Source organism: Exiguobacterium sp. s143 (genome assembly GCF_018618895.1).
Classification (GTDB): Bacteria; Bacillota; Bacilli; order Exiguobacteriales; family Exiguobacteriaceae; genus Exiguobacterium_A; species Exiguobacterium_A abrahamii.
The window spans coordinates 93,937-110,442 of record NZ_JACSMX010000002.1 but is presented as its reverse complement, the minus strand read 5'-3'; the positions used below and the strand labels follow the sequence as shown (position 1 = coordinate 110,442).

15 protein-coding genes are annotated in these 16,506 nt (G+C 47.2%); 1 reads left to right on the top strand and 14 read right to left on the bottom strand.

Going from position 1 to position 16,506, the window contains the following annotated elements:
* Positions 1 to 2: 2 nt before the first annotated feature.
* From aroE to KNQ03_RS08775, 8 genes are all read right to left on the bottom strand, one after another.
* Positions 3 to 791: a shikimate dehydrogenase gene (gene aroE / locus KNQ03_RS08810; protein WP_058265063.1), complete on the bottom strand. Its 789-nt coding sequence runs from the start codon at positions 789 to 791 to the stop codon at positions 3 to 5.
* Entirely contained in the window at positions 791 to 1,900 is a 1,110-nt protein-coding gene (yqeH, locus tag KNQ03_RS08805; protein ID WP_023467421.1) for a ribosome biogenesis GTPase YqeH, read from the bottom strand. Before yqeH ends, aroE begins: the two co-directional genes overlap by 1 nt.
* A gap of 143 nt (positions 1,901 to 2,043) precedes the next feature.
* Entirely contained in the window at positions 2,044 to 2,628 is a 585-nt protein-coding gene (locus tag KNQ03_RS08800; RefSeq protein ID WP_023467420.1) for a YqeG family HAD IIIA-type phosphatase, read from the bottom strand.
* 136 nt (positions 2,629 to 2,764) lie between these two features.
* Positions 2,765 to 4,114 (bottom strand): ArsB/NhaD family transporter, encoded by a 1,350-nt coding sequence (locus KNQ03_RS08795; RefSeq protein WP_195865607.1) that lies wholly within the window; start codon positions 4,112 to 4,114, stop codon positions 2,765 to 2,767.
* Between the two features lie 50 nt (positions 4,115 to 4,164).
* Positions 4,165 to 4,944 carry a phosphatidylserine decarboxylase gene (locus tag KNQ03_RS08790; protein ID WP_214724403.1) on the bottom strand — a complete coding sequence of 260 codons (780 nt, stop codon included), beginning with the start codon at positions 4,942 to 4,944 and terminating at the stop codon, positions 4,165 to 4,167.
* Positions 4,937 to 5,425, bottom strand: a complete 489-nt coding sequence (locus KNQ03_RS17050) for a thioredoxin family protein (protein WP_214724401.1) — start codon at positions 5,423 to 5,425, stop codon at positions 4,937 to 4,939. Before KNQ03_RS17050 ends, KNQ03_RS08790 begins: the two co-directional genes overlap by 8 nt.
* Before the next feature lie 13 nt (positions 5,426 to 5,438).
* Complete coding sequence (gene iadA / locus KNQ03_RS08780) at positions 5,439 to 6,572, bottom strand: beta-aspartyl-peptidase (protein WP_214724399.1); 1,134 nt, start codon at positions 6,570 to 6,572, stop codon at positions 5,439 to 5,441.
* Between the two features lie 63 nt (positions 6,573 to 6,635).
* Complete coding sequence (locus KNQ03_RS08775; protein ID WP_023467415.1) at positions 6,636 to 6,830, bottom strand: YjzD family protein; 195 nt, start codon at positions 6,828 to 6,830, stop codon at positions 6,636 to 6,638.
* 198 nt (positions 6,831 to 7,028) lie between these two features.
* Here KNQ03_RS08775 and KNQ03_RS08770 point away from each other — a divergent pair, with 198 nt between their 5' ends.
* The gene (locus KNQ03_RS08770) at positions 7,029 to 7,838 is read left to right on the top strand and encodes a Cof-type HAD-IIB family hydrolase (protein WP_214724397.1); all 810 of its coding nucleotides are present in this window, start codon (positions 7,029 to 7,031) and stop codon (positions 7,836 to 7,838) included.
* 260 nt (positions 7,839 to 8,098) lie between these two features.
* On the opposite strand, the gene KNQ03_RS08765 is transcribed toward KNQ03_RS08770, so the two are convergent.
* From KNQ03_RS08765 to KNQ03_RS08740, 6 genes are all read right to left on the bottom strand, one after another.
* Positions 8,099 to 8,950, bottom strand: a complete 852-nt coding sequence (locus KNQ03_RS08765; RefSeq protein ID WP_023467413.1) for a YitT family protein — start codon at positions 8,948 to 8,950, stop codon at positions 8,099 to 8,101.
* A 187-nt stretch (positions 8,951 to 9,137) separates the two neighbouring features.
* Positions 9,138 to 11,438, bottom strand: a complete 2,301-nt coding sequence (locus tag KNQ03_RS08760) for a glycoside hydrolase family 65 protein (protein WP_214724395.1) — start codon at positions 11,436 to 11,438, stop codon at positions 9,138 to 9,140.
* A 227-nt stretch (positions 11,439 to 11,665) separates the two neighbouring features.
* Positions 11,666 to 12,697 (bottom strand): LacI family DNA-binding transcriptional regulator, encoded by a 1,032-nt coding sequence (locus KNQ03_RS08755; protein ID WP_035398727.1) that lies wholly within the window; start codon positions 12,695 to 12,697, stop codon positions 11,666 to 11,668.
* Between the two features lie 34 nt (positions 12,698 to 12,731).
* The gene (locus tag KNQ03_RS08750; RefSeq protein ID WP_214724393.1) at positions 12,732 to 14,255 is read right to left on the bottom strand and encodes an alpha-amylase family glycosyl hydrolase; all 1,524 of its coding nucleotides are present in this window, start codon (positions 14,253 to 14,255) and stop codon (positions 12,732 to 12,734) included.
* A gap of 22 nt (positions 14,256 to 14,277) precedes the next feature.
* The gene (locus tag KNQ03_RS08745) at positions 14,278 to 15,111 is read right to left on the bottom strand and encodes a sugar ABC transporter permease (protein ID WP_050677686.1); all 834 of its coding nucleotides are present in this window, start codon (positions 15,109 to 15,111) and stop codon (positions 14,278 to 14,280) included.
* Position 15,112: 1 nt separating this feature from the next.
* The gene (locus KNQ03_RS08740) at positions 15,113 to 16,468 is read right to left on the bottom strand and encodes a carbohydrate ABC transporter permease (RefSeq protein WP_023467408.1); all 1,356 of its coding nucleotides are present in this window, start codon (positions 16,466 to 16,468) and stop codon (positions 15,113 to 15,115) included.
* Between the last annotated feature and the right edge of the window lie 38 nt (positions 16,469 to 16,506).

The following is a 16,506-nucleotide window of genomic DNA, read 5'->3' as shown; positions in this document are numbered from 1 at the left end:
GATTAAAATTCCTCCAATTGCTTTCGTATCACCTGCTCGCCAAGTGCAAGGTCAGGTGCTTGTCCGGTGAAGCGTTCAAATGCTTCAGCCGCTTGTAAGACGAACATCGGGACACCGTCAAGTGTGTCGAGACCTTTTTCGGTCGCTTCACGCAATAGACGGGTCGGCGTCGGTCGATAAATAATATCACAAATCAAGGCGTGCGTCTCCGTCAATTCGATCGGACGTGCCTCGATATGTGGCGCCATCCCGACAGAAGTCGTATTGATGATGACGTCGTAACTCGTTAAATCAAATGTTTCTTGCCATGGTAGAACGGTTGCTCCGAATTCATCGGCAACTGCCTTAGAGCGTTCTTCTGTACGATTCGTGATCGTCACATCTCCGGGCAACGCAGCAATGATGCCTCGCGCCGCACCGCCCGCACCAAGAACGAGCGTCTTTTGAAATGACGGACGACGTTCTGTCAACGCGCGGACGAATCCGATTCCATCTGTATTCGCACCAATCAACTGCCCATCCTGCCGATATACCGTATTCACGGCGCCTGCTTTTTGAGCTGCCGGCTCTAGCCGATCCAGATACGGAATGATTGCTGTTTTATGCGGAATCGTCACATTGATTCCGTCTAGCTGATGTGTGCGTAATTTCGTAATGATTTGCGGCAATTGCTGCTCCGTTACATCGATGAGGTCATAACAGCCGAAAAGCCCAGCCGCTTCCAGCCAAGCTGTATGCAGCTCAGGTGAAAGTGAATGGGCAATCGGATGACCGATGACGGCAAAGCGCATCAGACGAGCGCCTCACGTAAGGATACAGCGACACCTTTCGGGGCGTAAGCAGCGACACGTCCACCTTTTCCGTGAACCGCAACCCACCCGAGTCCACTGAAGACGATATCCGTCTTCATGTTGTCGCGGAGGCTGAATTCATGACGGACAAGCGGCGGTAGCATCTCACGCGTCTTTTCGTTTGGCGGAGACAACAGCTCACCGTTGTGGTTCGCGTATAAATCGTCTGCCTTTTCAAGCTTCGTCCGGTGAACTTTCAATTCGTTCGACATGTAGATGACGAATGAACGCTTGTTCCCTTCCATATAGTCCAATCGTGCAAGACCTCCGAAGAAGAGTGTCTGTTGCGGGTGGATTTGGAAGACTTGTGGCTTGATCTCTTTTTTCGGTGTGATCAGCTTCAAGTCCTTTGCATCAACATAGTGAGCCATCTGATGATGATTGATGATCCCCGGTGTATCATACAGGTTACAGTTATCGTCGAGTGGAATGTCGATCAAGTCTAGTGTCGTTCCTGGGAAGTGACTGACCGTGATGACGGCTTCATCTTCTTCACCGAAGCGTTTGATGACTTGGTTGATCAGCGTCGATTTCCCGACGTTCGTACAACCAACGACATAGACGTCGCGGCCTTTTCGATAATAATCGATTTTTTCAGCGAGTTCATCGACTCCGTGCCCTTTTTTCGCACTGATCAGATGAACGTCGACTGGACGTAATCCAAGTTCTTTCGATGCTTGACGCATCCAGTTCATGAGACGGTTCGGGTTGAGTGACTTCGGTAATAAATCGGCTTTGTTCCCGACGAGTAAGACGTCGTTTTTACCGACGAACCGATGTAATCCCGGTAACCAGCTTCCATTAAAATCGAAGATATCAACGATTTTAACGACAAGTGCATCTTTTTGACCGATTCCGTCTAAGATTTTAACGAAATCATCGTCCGATAACGATACATCTTGAATTTGATTGTAGTGCTTTAATTTAAAGCAACGTTGGCAAATGACCATTTCACGATCAAGTGCAGATTTAGGTGCGTATCCTGGTGCTTTTGTGTCTTCCGTTTGAATGGCGACACCACAGCCAGCGCAGTGGATTTCTTCGATCATATTATGTTGAGCCGCATGCGGGAACGATATCCCTTCTCTTTTCACCGTAGCGCCCTGCTCGCTACTCCAAGAGCGTAACTTCCGACCTCTCGCCGTACATGTTGCGACTGCTGCCTTCCCTTTCATCTACCGATCTGACAGGGTTATTGTTGCTTATCCTGACGAAGTGTTTCGATCGGATGCTCCAGTGCAGAAGGATCTTCCTTGACGCGTTGTGTCAATTTATAGATTCCTTTGCGTTTCATCCGGCGGAAAATGACACGTTCCATCAGGCGATTGAATTTCGTGACGACACCGTCCGTCTTAACGACAGGTTGAACGTGGATGACTTCGATTCCAACGGAGTTTGCACCGAGTACATCCGTGAAGAGTTGGTCTCCTAAGAAGACAACTTCCTTCGCGTGATAACCGAATTCCGTCAATGCCCGTTTAAACCCGATAGGAAGCGGTTTTCGAGCTGGCGCAATATAATGCAATCCGAGTGGATCCGCGAACTTCTTGACGCGGTCTCCGTTATTGTTCGATACGATGATGACGTCGAAACCATATTGATTATTCACCATATCCAGCCAAGCAACCAATTCGTCTGGAGCATCTGCGATATTCCATGCGACGAGCGTATTATCAAGATCGGTCAAAATCGCTTTGACACCGTTTCGTTTGAGCATTTCAAGGTCGATATCGTAGATCGAAGCCACGAAATGTTTCGGATAAAGTCGTTTGAACAAGAATAAAACCTCCAGATAATGGTCTAGCTCTATAGTTAAGTTTAAGAAACAGTTATGCTCTTATCGTTCGATTATAGCACAATCAGGTAGTAAGAGCGACGCACAAAAGAAAACGGAAGGCGGACCTTCCGTTTTCTTAATAATACCGAATCCACAAATAGAGTTGGGATAGAATCAACGTTACGATCGTGATCGGTGCTCCGTAAATCAAAAAGCGCATATAGGTGAATTTTTCACCTTGTCGTGTTGCGAGACCCGCGACGATGACGTTCGCCGATGCACCGATCAATGTCCCGTTACCACCGAGACATGCACCGAGTGCGAGGGACCACCATAACACGTCCACTTTCGCATCTGCTGGTGATAATCCAATTCCAGCAGCCACATCGTTGATGAGTGGAATCATCGTCGCAACGAATGGGATGTTATCGATCGTCGCACTGGCGATACCAGACAACCAAAGCACAGCAGTTGCTGTCGTCTGAATATCACCGCCTGTCAGATCAATCGTCTTTTCGGCGAGGTAACGGATGATGCCCGCTTCCTGAATCCCACCGACGAGCACGAACAATCCGGCGAAGAAAAAGATTGTCGTCCACTCGATACGGGCAAAGATTCCCTCTAACTGATGATCGTTTTCAATCGTCAGCAGCATCAGAACGGTCGCTCCAAGGATCGCGATCGCTGGTGCTTCGAGATGAAGTCCGATTCGATCAAGCACCGGATGTAACACGAACAGCGCAATCGTACTGACGAGAACGATACTACTTCGCGTGACCAATTTTCGACTGACGATATAACTCTTCTCATCGATTTCCATCAGTTTTTGTCGATCTTCCGCTTCGACATGCAACTGCTTCCGGAAGATGAAATACAGGATGCCGATCGTTACGACCGTGATGACGAGGATAATTGGTGCAAGATTCACTAAAAAGGCATTGAACGTCAAGTGTGGATTCGCAGCACCAATCATGATATTCGGTGGATCCCCAATCAAGGTCGCCGTCCCACCGATATTCGCAAATAGGACTTCTGCGAGCAAGAACGGAAACGGCGCGATTTTAAGTATCTTCGTAATCGAAAATGTGATCGGAACGATCAATAGAACCGTCGTGACGTTATCAAGGAATGCCGATCCAAGTGCCGTCAATGCGGACAGTAGAATCAGTACCTTGATCGGATCACCTTTCGTCGTCTTCGCAGCGCGGATTGCAATGTATTCGAACAATCCAGATTGGTTGGCAATCGTGACGAGAATCATCATGCCGATCAATAAGACGATCGTTCCCCATTCAATATATTCAAACAATGCGGTCTCGAGATCCACGATACCGATGATGACCATCGCGAGCGCTCCAAGCAAGGCGACGATCGCCCGGCTTACTTTTTCACTGATGATGAAGCCATAGGTCACTAAAAAAATGATGAGTGCGATATACGTCTGGACCTGTGTACTTCCGATTTCTGCTAATGCCAGTGCCGGCATGATTCATTCCTCCTAAACGTAAGGAGACGCCCAAAACGGGCGCCTCGCTTTCATGAATGCCATTGTCCGAGGCGCTGCCCCATTAAAACTGGTCCAATCGCCTGACTGTCTAACGTCAATGCATCTTTCGGACAAATCAGGACGACCGTCGAACCGAATGAGAAGTATCCAAACTCATCCCCGCGACGAAGGTCCTTCGACTCGTTCGTCCGAACGATCGAGTTAACGTTCAGTGCGCCGACCATGACATGTTCAAGCGCATGTTTCCCTTGGACGATGCGCGTCACACGACGGTAGTTCCGCGTCAATGGACGAAGCGCATGTGTGAGACCGATCTCATTCACTGGTGCTGAATCGCGACCGAGCGTATAGCTCGTCCGGACTGTTCCATCCATCGGCACATGAACACGATGGTAGTTTTGCGGACTTAAGTAAAAGATCATCACACGTCCACCAACATATTGCTGTGCCTCGTGATGGGAACCGAGTAACTCAGATACCGTATACGATTGTCCTTTGACAGTAAAGCGGCTATCAGCCGTCAAGTCGTCAACGACGGATAGCACACCGTCACACGGACTGACGAATGCGCCTTCTGATTGATCAATCGGTCGCATTTCCGGTTTGACATGACGAATGAAAACGTCATGTAAACTCGAATACGCTTCTAAATTCCGAGTCGCTTCTGTCATATTTAGATCGTATGCCTGAACGAACGGACGGATGAATGGACGACTGATACGGCTCATCGCAAAACGTTTCAGTTGTTTGGCAACAAGCGGGTGTCCATTTAATTCGAACACGCGAGAGTAAAACCATTTTTTAATCATTGAGATCACCGGATGATTCTTCTTTTGAGTCCTTTACGTCTTTTCCAGCGAAGAACTCTTTATAGCTGTCTTCCGTTTGCTCTCCTGCTACACGTCCGACTTCCTTACCATCCTTAAAATGAACAACCGTCGGTGTACCCTCGATGCCAAACGTGTCCCAAGCCGACTGTTCGACAGCAAGATCAATCTGTTCGAATGGGATGTCCTGTTTTTCACCAAGCGGGACGAGATATGGTTTTACTTTTTCACAGTGAGAACAACCTGTTTGATAGAAATACATATAGAATTCATCACCGGATTTTACTTTATCTGCGACTTGTGTAGCCGTTAGGTTGCCGTTCTTCGATGCAGAATCTTCTCGATCCGTGAAGACGAGAAGTAATCCTCCCACCAATACGATCAAGGCGATGACTCCGGCTGTAATCCAATTCGCCTTGGATTGCGGTTTTTTCGTGTTTTTACGTTTCGACTTCTTTGACACGTCTATCCCTCCGTCATTCTGGTATTAGCCATTTTTTCTGAACCATTATAGCATGACCATTCGCAAGAATCGTATCGATTTGCAAAGCGTCATCAATCAGTAACAGATCCGCTCGTTCTCCAACCGCTATTCGCCCGCCCGGTATACCATATGCATCCGCGACATGTCGCGTGATCGTCGCGATTGCCTGATCAAAAGTAACACCATGCTCCACTGCATCGCGTACGGCTTGCATCAAGGAAGAGGGTTTTCCTGTATCAATTCGCACTAATCGACCTGCCTCATCAAATGCCGGAAGACTTGCGCCAGCGTCGCTCGACATCGTGATCTGCTCGAGTGGAATTCCCGCTGCTAAAGCACGGGCGACAGCCTGTCCTGCTGGAATCTCGCCTTCCGCAATGAAGCTTTCCGTCGTACACGTCGTTAAATCGATCCGTCCTCCTCGTTTCGCCCAGGCGAGTCCTGCCTCAAAAATCCGTTCACTCCGATTGATATGTGTCGGAAGGAATTGTTGAATCGGTAGATCGGTCGTGTCGATCACTTCATGTAATAGATCGAGCCCTTGTTTCCCGTCTCCGATATGGACGTTCATCGTTCCCGACACGCCTTTGACCATGCCGGCAATTCGGGCTTCTGACGCTAATCGCGCGAGTTCATGAGCTGTCGGTTGTGTCGATCGGTGATCGTTGATGGCAATCTCTCCGATGCCAATCACTTCATTGATGAGGACGATATCATGTCCTGTCGATTGCGTCAGGAAGACCGGCGGAACCATATAACTTCCGCTTAATAGAAAGGGACGGATACCAGATGCAGCATATCCCCGTATGTGTGCCAGTAGGTCAATTCCTGTTCGTGTCCAACCATCCGTTCCGAGTAATCCAACGACCGTCGTGACACCGCCTTCGAATATGTCACGAACAGTCAACGGAGCCGTTCGCGTGGCAAATCCACCTTCTCCACCTCCACCAATCGGATGTAAGTGTCCGTCGATGAATCCGGGGACTAGCCGTTTGTTGCGACCATCAATCCGTTGCGTGATCAGTGCTTCATCTATGGTGTAAGAACCGATACCGATGATCTGATTCCCTGCGATGTAGACATTTTGCGGCATCTCTTGCCACAGAACCTGTTCGATGACGATCATCGTTCATTCCTCCTTAAGACAAAAAGCGAGCCTATCGCCCAAGTGACGACATCTCGCTTTTCCTTATTCTGCCTTAGTCCCTTGACCAAGACCTAAATCTTCATTGACGGCATCGAGTGCGAAGACGACAAGTGAAGTGACGACAGACATAGCTGTCGCGAATCCGAAGCTATACGTTACTGCATCAACTGCCGATACGATGAACACAGCCGTGTTCACGAGTAAGAATGACCAAAAGAATGTAACGAGAAAACGCATGATTTCCCCTCCGTTTCCATAACGTACTATAGAGTTATCCTACGATTTGTAGTATACCATTTTTTAATCCAAGCAACAGCTTTTCTCTAATTTTTTCAAGCGCTTTCTTTTCCTTGAAAAACTTAATCGTTTCATACGAAGGACAATCGCTTCATATGCTACAGTAGAATTAACGAAAAGAAAGCGGAGGATTTCATCATGACCCGTCACTTAATCGCTGTCGATCTCGACGGCACCCTTTTAAAAGATGATAAGACAATCAGCGCTGCGAACATCGCTGCACTCCAGCGTGCACGTGCGAACGGTCACGAAGTCGTCATTGCAACCGGACGACCATTTCGTCACGCCAGGAAATATTACGAACAACTCGGTTTGACGACACCGATCGTTAATTTTAACGGTGGTCTCGTTCATCACCCGAAAGATAATCACTTTGAAGTCCAGCATCATCCGATTCCATTAAAAACTGTTCAACATATTTTAGAATCTGTCGCTGAGACGAAAACACAAAATATCGTCTGCGAAGTCACGGATCATGTCTATTTTCAATATGACCCGGTTGGCATTTACGAATTCTATACCGACCATGCCTTATCCGTCACGACCGGAGATTTACGAAAGGTGCTTATGCATGAACCAACATCTCTTTTGATTCATGCCAAAGGAGAACACGTCGATGAGATCCGCTCCGAACTATCTGGTATCCATGCCGAGACGGTACTCAATCGTCAATGGGTGAAGCCTGAATTCATGGTCGAAGTGATGCGAAAAGGTACAAGCAAAGCGGTCGGTCTTGCCCATATCGCCGACCACCTTGGTATTAACTCTAAACAAATCATTGCTTTCGGTGATGAGGAAAACGATTTAGAGATGATCGAGTATGCTGGACATGGTGTCGCGATGGGTAATGCCATCCCCGTGCTGAAGCATCTGGCAAACGGCACGACGAAGCGAAATGAGGATGACGGGATCGCGTATTACTTGAGACACGTCCTTGGACTCGCATGAAAACAGATAAAGAGGCTGACTCAAAAAAAGAATGACGCGTCTTTTCACGCCCTTTCCTCAGGCGAGACACAAGCCAGTTTTCTTGCTTCGTTGAAGCAGGAAAGCGGGTCTTGTTCGTCTCTGACAGCGCATAAATGCGCTTGTTCCTGTAGGAGTGGCGTGTGACGCGTCATTCTTTTTGTTACGAGATAAGGATGGCAGATCATCATTCTGCCACCCTTATCTTTGTAGAGGCTGACTTTTGTGTCAGCCTCTTTTCATTATCCTTTTCGGAAGTATCCGACAACCGAGTCTGTCGCGACGACGTTGATGAAGACCGTCTCGTCCGCTTCCCGGCAAATCCGTTCAATGTCCCGTAATTCATGACGCTCGATGACCATCATCAACGTCGCTTTTTCAGCTCGAGAATACGTACCAATCGAAGGAATTTGCGTGATGCCTCGAATGATGTGCTGATGCAAAGCCGTCGTGATGTCATCCGCATGATTCGTGACGATGAAAATCGTTAGACGCTGATTGCTCGTATGAATCTCATCGACGACTTTAGACGTCACGTAGATGAAGACGATCGTGTATAAAGCAGTCGACCAACCGAACAACGCTCCTGCTAATAATGCGATCAAGAAATTCAAGACGAACAGATACAAGCCGACACTGCGATCGGAGAAACGAGCAAAGATGAGGGCGACGATATCAAACCCACCCGTCGAAGCACCGAACTTAATCGTGATACCGGTACCGATCGCAAGCAAAACACCTCCAAACACTGCATTCAGTGTTTGATCACCTGGTATGACAGCATATTGAGGAATAAGACCAATGAAAATCGTCGTTGCCAAGACCGAAACCAACGTAATGATTGTAAAACTCCGACCTAACATGATCCATGCGAGCACGATCAAAGGGATGTTCAACGCCAAGAACCAGACGTTCTCACCAAACGCAAATGCTGTATTTTGAAGGACTTGCGTCAGGATTTGGGCAAGTCCTGTAAATCCAGTCGAATAGACACCACTCGGAATCAAAAACCAGTTCATGGCAACGGCAATGACGAATCCCCCAATCGAAGCCACGATCACTTTTAACATACTTTCCTTTACTACTGCTGTCACACGCCGTTCTCCTCTCATTCATAACTATCTTGAAACACTTTAGCACATTCAAATGTCGTCGGATAGTCAAGATTTCCAAAGATTGATGTTCTTTTTCATGATGGCGTTTTCATTTGTGACAAAGGTGTCCTGCTTCTTGTTACACACAAAAAAAGAACCGACTCAAAAATCGGTTCTTTTTTCTCTCTTATACTGTCATCGAAGCAGGAACTGTAATCTGTCCTCCTGCCGGAACTTCAACAGTTGTTCCATGAACGTTTAAGCTGAATGCTTCGCCTTCTGTTTGGGCGATTTCGACGGCATTTGGCTGTACATGGACATGGATATGATGACCGCGCCATTGCATCCGGAACGTATAGCTCGTCCAGCCTTTTGGCAACATCGGCTTGAAGGATAACGTATCGTTCGCCACCCGTAATCCAGCGAATCCGTGGACGATCGACATCCATGATCCAACCATCGACGTGATGTGTAAACCGTCTTCCGTATCATTGTTGTAGTTATCGAGGTCAAGTCGTGCTGAGCGTTGGTACAGTTCGACCGCTTTTTCCTCATAACCGACTTCCGCCGCAATGATTGAGTAGATACATGGTGATAATGACGATTCATGAACCGTGCGTGGTTCATAGAAATCGAAGTTCGCTTTTTTCTCTTCTACACTGAAGCGATCCGTCAAGAAGTAAAGACCTTGTAAGACATCTGCTTGTTTAATGAAGACAGAGCGAAGGATCCGGTCCCATGACCAATTCTGGTTTAGCGGAAGATGTTTTGGATCGAGGTCAGCGACCAAGATTTGTTCCTTATCCATGAAGCCATCCTGTTGCATGAAGATTCCAGGGGCTGCCTCATCTTTTGGATAATACATCTTCGCGTCGATATCTGCCCACTTCTCCAGCTCCTCATCCGTCAACGCTAATTGATGCATAAGTTCTTGCAGACGTTCTGGCTCTTCTTGTGCCAAATGACGGTGGACGGTCTGCGTATATTCGAGACACCATGCCGCAATCAGGTTCGTATACCAGTTGTTGTTGACGTTGTTCTCGTATTCGTTTGGTCCCGTCACGCCAAGAATCATGTAGACGTCCTTATGCGCGACGTAATTGACACGGCTTGCCCAGTAGCGAGAAATCTCGACTAACACTTCAAACCCGTATTGTCCGAGGTACGATGTGTCTCCCGTGTAGTTCGTGTAATTATAAATCGCATGCGCAATTGCGCCGTTCCGGTGAATTTCTTCATGTGTGATTTCCCACTCGTTGTGGCACTCTTCTCCGTTCATCGTCACCATCGGATAAAGTGCACCCTTCATCCCAACATTCTTATCCGCATTTTCTTTTGCTTGCGGTAATTGATTGTGGCGATACTTGAGTAAATTCCAAGCCACTTCCGGTTTCGACGTCGCAAGGTAGAAGTTCAAGCAGTACGCTTCTGTATCCCAATACGTCGCACCACCATACTTCTCGCCCGTGAATCCTTTTGGTCCGATGTTGAGGCGTGAATCTTCACCTGTGTAGGTCTGGAACATATGGAAGATGTTGAAACGAATCCCTTGCTGTGCCTCGACATCTCCTTCAATCTTCACGTCCGCTTCTTCCCAGTGGTGCAACCAAGCTGATTCATGTGTCGCAAGCAATGATTCAAAGCCTGATTCGAATGCGACATGAACACGTTTCATCGCTTGCTCCAGTAACGCATCGATTTCATGATCGCGATTCGTTACGAGCGCGACGAATTTTTCGACTGTGACACCTTCTCCGACTGCGGCTTGTTTCGTGAAACGATTCGCGATGTACTGCGTATTGCCATCGACGACTTCGCACCGTGCGCCTTCGACATCCGTGATCATCGCTGCCGTTACATGCCAATCGAGCTTTTTCGTTTTTGATGTGACATAACCGAACCGTTCTTCAATTCCGTGTTCGACAGGAAGCCAGAACTTCTCGTCATAATTCGAGTCTTCATTCTCAACATCCGCATCGAGATACGATTCAATGACGATTTCTGCTTCAAAATTGACAGGTGTCACCGTATATTGCAAGGCAGCGATTTCTTTATCGACGATCGAGAAGAAACGCTTGGATTCGACTTTCGTTTCCTCTACCCCATTCTTCAATAGCATCGTCCGTGTCAACACACCGTGTTGCATATCAAGTTCGCGTTTGAAGTCGATGACTTCCCACGTATTCAAATCAACAGCTTTTCCGTTGACAGATACTTTCAAGCCCATGATGTTGACAGCATTGAGTACTTTCGCGAAATACTCCGGATAACCGTTTTTCCACCAGCCGACACGTGTCTTATCCGGATAGTAAACACCTGCGACATACATGCCTTGATGCGTGTCCCCTGTGTATTCCTCTTCAAACGTCCCGCGCATTCCCATATGACCGTTTCCGATCGATGTCATCGATTCTGCCAATCGATTATCTTCTGGATGAAAACCAAGCTCTGTAATTTTCCACTCATTGACCTCAAAAAGTCGTTTCATCGTCAAGTCGCTCCTTTTTATGCTACGCATGTCGGTCACCCTGATCATGTAAGCGTTTCATCTATACTATACATTCTTTATTGTACACATAAAAAGCACCAATGCAATCGTTTGCACGAAAATAAATTTCTTTTTCTGCAACCGCTTCCTTTTACTAGAAATAGACGTCGATTTGAATCAAAAAAAGTCTATTTTCAAACCAATCGGCTTAAAAATAGACTGTCGTTTCATGCTTCAGATTTTCCGCCACAAGACTGACGGACGACGAGATAATGCGGGACGATGACGCGCTTCCCATAAGGTGTCGCATCTTCATTGATTTGTTCAATCAAACAATTCGTCGCTTCAAAACCAAGTCCAAAAATGTTGATTTCAACAGAAGTCAACGGTGGGCTTGAGAATTCTGCGATGAACAAGTTATTGAAACTGACGACGGCCATTTGATCCGGCACACCGATCCCCATTTCATTCAGGGTACTCATGACACCAAGTGCCATCATATCATCACTGACGACGACAGCCGTCGGCGGATGTTCAAGCGACATCAGTCGTTTGACTGCCTCGGCGCCTCCTGTCGTCATGAATGGTGCACTGACGATGTAGGATTCTTGAATCGGGATGCCCTCTTCCATGAGAGCCGTCTTGTAACCCCCGACACGCTCTTGCGTCACAGCTAAGTCCTGTGCGCCTCCGACGAATGCGATACACTCATGCCCAAGTTGATGCAAGTACTTCGTCACTTCGCGACCGGCTAGATAATTATCCGTATCGACATACGTGACATGTGATGAATCACTGAATGGTTTTCCGACGACGACGAACGGAAACTTCGAATCCTGCAGAAATTGAACGACTTTGTCATCCGTGCGGGAATACAGCACGACGACACCATCGACACGACGGCCCTGAACCATCGAGACGACACCTTCATATACTTCTTCTTCCGAGACACCTGTCGTCATATATAACGAATATCCATTTTGATGCGCTTTTGTACTGATTCCTCGAATGACTTCCGAAAAGAACGGGTTTTGTAGCGTTTTTGTTGCAGCACTTGGCATGACGAGACCGATCGCTTGTGTCGTTCGATTCGCTAGACTGCGAGCATGAACGTTCGGATAATATCCGAGCTCATCCATCGCCTGCCGCACCCGTTCCTTCGTCTTTTGACTGATGCGTGAACTATTCGCAATGACGCGTGATACCGTCGAGGGTGCGACATTCGCTTCCCGTGCTACATCCTTGATTGTTACCTGCATCCCCTTCACCTCACATTTCCCCTAGTTAAGTATTTTATTTTGTTTGACGTTGCATGCGTTTACGGTGAAAGAGAAGAAGTATGAGCGCTAAAATCGGAGCAATCGCACCAATGGCGATGATCGACCACCAGTTGACTTGTGACTTTTCGATGACATAGCTGTTCGCACTATTTGCATCAAGCGTGATCTCATAGGCGTCACCATCTTGACGCACCAAGTCTGAGAATAAAAGTCCTCTTAAACGCTGGTCATCACCGATTTCTTTCGCAGACACGCGTAAGCTCGTCTTTTTTTCTCCAAGATTGATCGCGTAAACGACTTGTTGTTGTTTCGTCTCCCGTGAGTAGACTGCCATATGATCTGTTTTTGCGATCAAGCGTTGCTTCCCTGTTGCAAACGCTGGGTAGTCCTGACGCATCTCGTTCAACGTTTTTACGTACTGTTGCATCTTCTTGTTTTGATCAAATGTCATCATCATCCGGTTTCCAGGATCCTCGCCACCTGGCATCGCCACCTCTGTTCCTTGGTAGACGATCGGCATCCCCGGGGCAGCATAGAGTGCAAACAGCGCCAATCGAAGCTGCCGTTCCTCTTCGTCTGCTCCACCAATCTTTGCTTCCGTGATGAAGCGCTTGACATCATGATTATCAATGAAGGTTGCAAGTCCCTTGGCATTCGGATTAAACGTAGTATCTCGATTATAAACTGAATCGAGCTCTTCCGCTGAACCATTTTTGCGGGCAAACTGATCCTTGACTCCATAATAAAACGGGAAGTTCGTCACGGAATCAAAACCTAATTTTGAATAGGATGCGATTTTTCGCGGATCTCCATCGAATACTTCAGCCAACAAGAATAAGTCCGGATGCTTTTCTTTGACTGCTGGAATGAACGTTTCCCAAAAAGAGGCTGGCACATGGCGAACCGTATCGAGCCGGTATCCGTCTATACCCGTTTCGTCGACCCAGTAGTTCGCGACATCAACTAAATAATCGACGATTTCTGGATTTTCCGTATTGAAGTCCGGTAAATCGAACAGCCAGTTATTTTCGACTTCCGACGGGTTATTCCAGTTCATGATTGGTTGATTTTTATGGAACCACTCCGGTTTTTCTTTCACCATTGGATGATTTGGTCCTAAATGATTGACGACAAGATCAAGGACGACCTTGATATCCCGGTCATGAGCTTCCTTGACGAGGCGTTTAAACTCTTCCTTTGTTCCGAAGTGCGGATCAATCTCGTAATAATCATCCGTCCAGTATCCATGATAACCATTCGGACGGTTCTTAAAGATCGGCGTTAACCAAATCGACGTGAATCCCTTTTCCTTGATGTAATCGAGACGTTTCGTCACGCCTGCTAAATCACCACCTTGAAACGCTTTTAGATTTTCAGGATCCGCCTCTCGGTCATTACTCGGATCGCCATTCTCGAACCGGTCCACCATGATGAAATACATTCGTTCTTTTTCCCAACCTGCTGCTTCACCCGTCATCGGCTGAAGTCCGATAGACAAGAGAAGCGGCAAGAGGAGAAGCATTATGCCTCGTCTCATGCCGCTGATTTCCCCCTTATGATTATCCTTTTGTTCCACCTGCTGTCAATCCAGACACGAAGAAGCGCTGGAATGCGAAGAAGAGAAGAACGATTGGAACTGCTGATAATACGGCACCTGCCGCAAATAACGTGAAGTTATTGTCGAACTGCTCCGACACCATGTTGTACAACCCGACCGCAAGTGTCTGTTTCTCAGGAGAACGCAGGACGAGCGATGCTAAAATGAAGTCGTTGAATGGTGCCATGAAGTTGAACAACGCGATGACGGCGACCATCGGTTTTGCGAGCGGTAAGATGATTTGCCAGAAGATTCGTAAGTGACCGGCACCATCCATCCGTGCCGCCTCATCGAGTTCTTTTGGAATCGTATCGAAATATCCTTTTGCAAGATACGTATTCATTGGAATCGCGCCACCCGAGTAGAGTAGGATGAGCGCCAGATGCGTATCAAACAATTCTAACATATTAAGCAAGACATAAATCGCAATAATGGCAACGAATTGCGGTACCATCTGCAACACGAGGAACAAGATTAGTGAATTTTTCCGACCGACGAAGCGATAGCGTGAAAAAATGTATCCTGTTAACGTGATTAGAGCGACGGAGACGACCATCGTGATGACGGCAATCTTGATTGTGTTTAAATACCACATGCCATAATCCGTTTTTGATGGATCAAACAAATCGAAGTAGTGAATCAAAGTCGGATTACTTGGAAAGATATCCGATGTAATACTTTTCCCTGGGTTAAGTGAAGTCCCAACAACCCAAAGGAGTGGATAAACGATAATGATGGAGGCGATCGTCAAAATGAGATATGACAACGCCATGTTGATTCGGTTTTGTTTTCTCATATTAGATCATATCCTCATCTTTGAATGATTTTGAACGCTTGAACTGAATGACGGCAATCGTCATGATGAAGAACGACAACACAAGCGTGATCGCTGCTGCAAATCCATACTGCGGGTTCGCGCCAAGCGACAATTTGTAAATCCACGAAATCAAGATATCCGTTCCACCAGCCGATTGACCCGGCACTGCCGGTCCACCGTTGTTGAAGAGATAGATGATATTGAAGTTATTGAAGTTGAACGTATACTGCGTGATCAAGATTGGTGCTGTTGCGAAAAGAATCATCGGCAATGTGATCAAGCGGAACTTCTCTCCTGCTGTCGCTCCATCGATTGTTGCTGCCTCATAAAGATCTTCTGGTATCGACTGCAAGATCCCCGTCGTCAGTGTCATGATGTATGGGAAACCTAACCACCACTGAATCCCGATCAAGGCAAGCTTCGTATACGTCGGATCTGTCATCCAGTCGACACCGTCAGTAAGACCGATCGCTGGTAACAATGTCGTATTGAAGACACCGAATGTCTCATTGAACATCGAGCGGAAGATCAAAATCGTGATGAAGGCTGGTACTGCCCATGACAGGATCAAGATGGAACGGAAGAACCGTTTTCCTTTGAGTCCTTTTTGGTTAAGCAAGACTGCAAGTCCGATACCGATCGCGATGACACCTGTCGTCGAAGCGACGGTCCAGACAAGCGTCCAACCAAGAACGCTGACGAATGTATCGCGGAAAATATCAACCGTAAAGATATTCAAGAAGTTTTGAATCCCGATCCAGTCGACCAGCTTTGCTGGAGGCGAGTTGTTGAACTTATAGTTCGTAAAAGCAATCAAGAAAGTAAAGATTAACGGTAAGACGACTGTGAACACTAAAAGTACTAACGAAGGAATCAACATCGCATACGGGAATCCATTATCGCGGAAGTTCCGTAGTTGCATCTTCAAGGAAGGTACTTCAAGGTTCATGTCACGCAACTTACCGATTCGATACGCATCGATAAAGTTCCAGACGTAAATGGCGATACCAAAGACAAGTAAAATCAAGGCAATGATGCCCTCGACCATTAGAAAGATCGAGTGATCCCCCCTTACGCCTGGTACCTCACCGAGTGTAATCAAGCCCCAGATCGCTCCGCGATCGCCAGGACCATTTCCGGCTCCTTTGAAGAACAGTTCAAAGTTGACGAGAAAATATGATAGTACGACGACAAAAAATGTCGCGCCTTTAAGGAATTGTTTATTGTATAGTTGTCCTACTCCTGGAATGATCGACATCAGCGCCGCAATCGTGCGGTGGTTCGTCTTTTTTTCAGGCGTTGGATTCGTCGGGTGTGGTGTTGCAATCGCAGCCATCGTCCGTTCTCCTTTCCAAAGGTCATGTCTGACCTCAG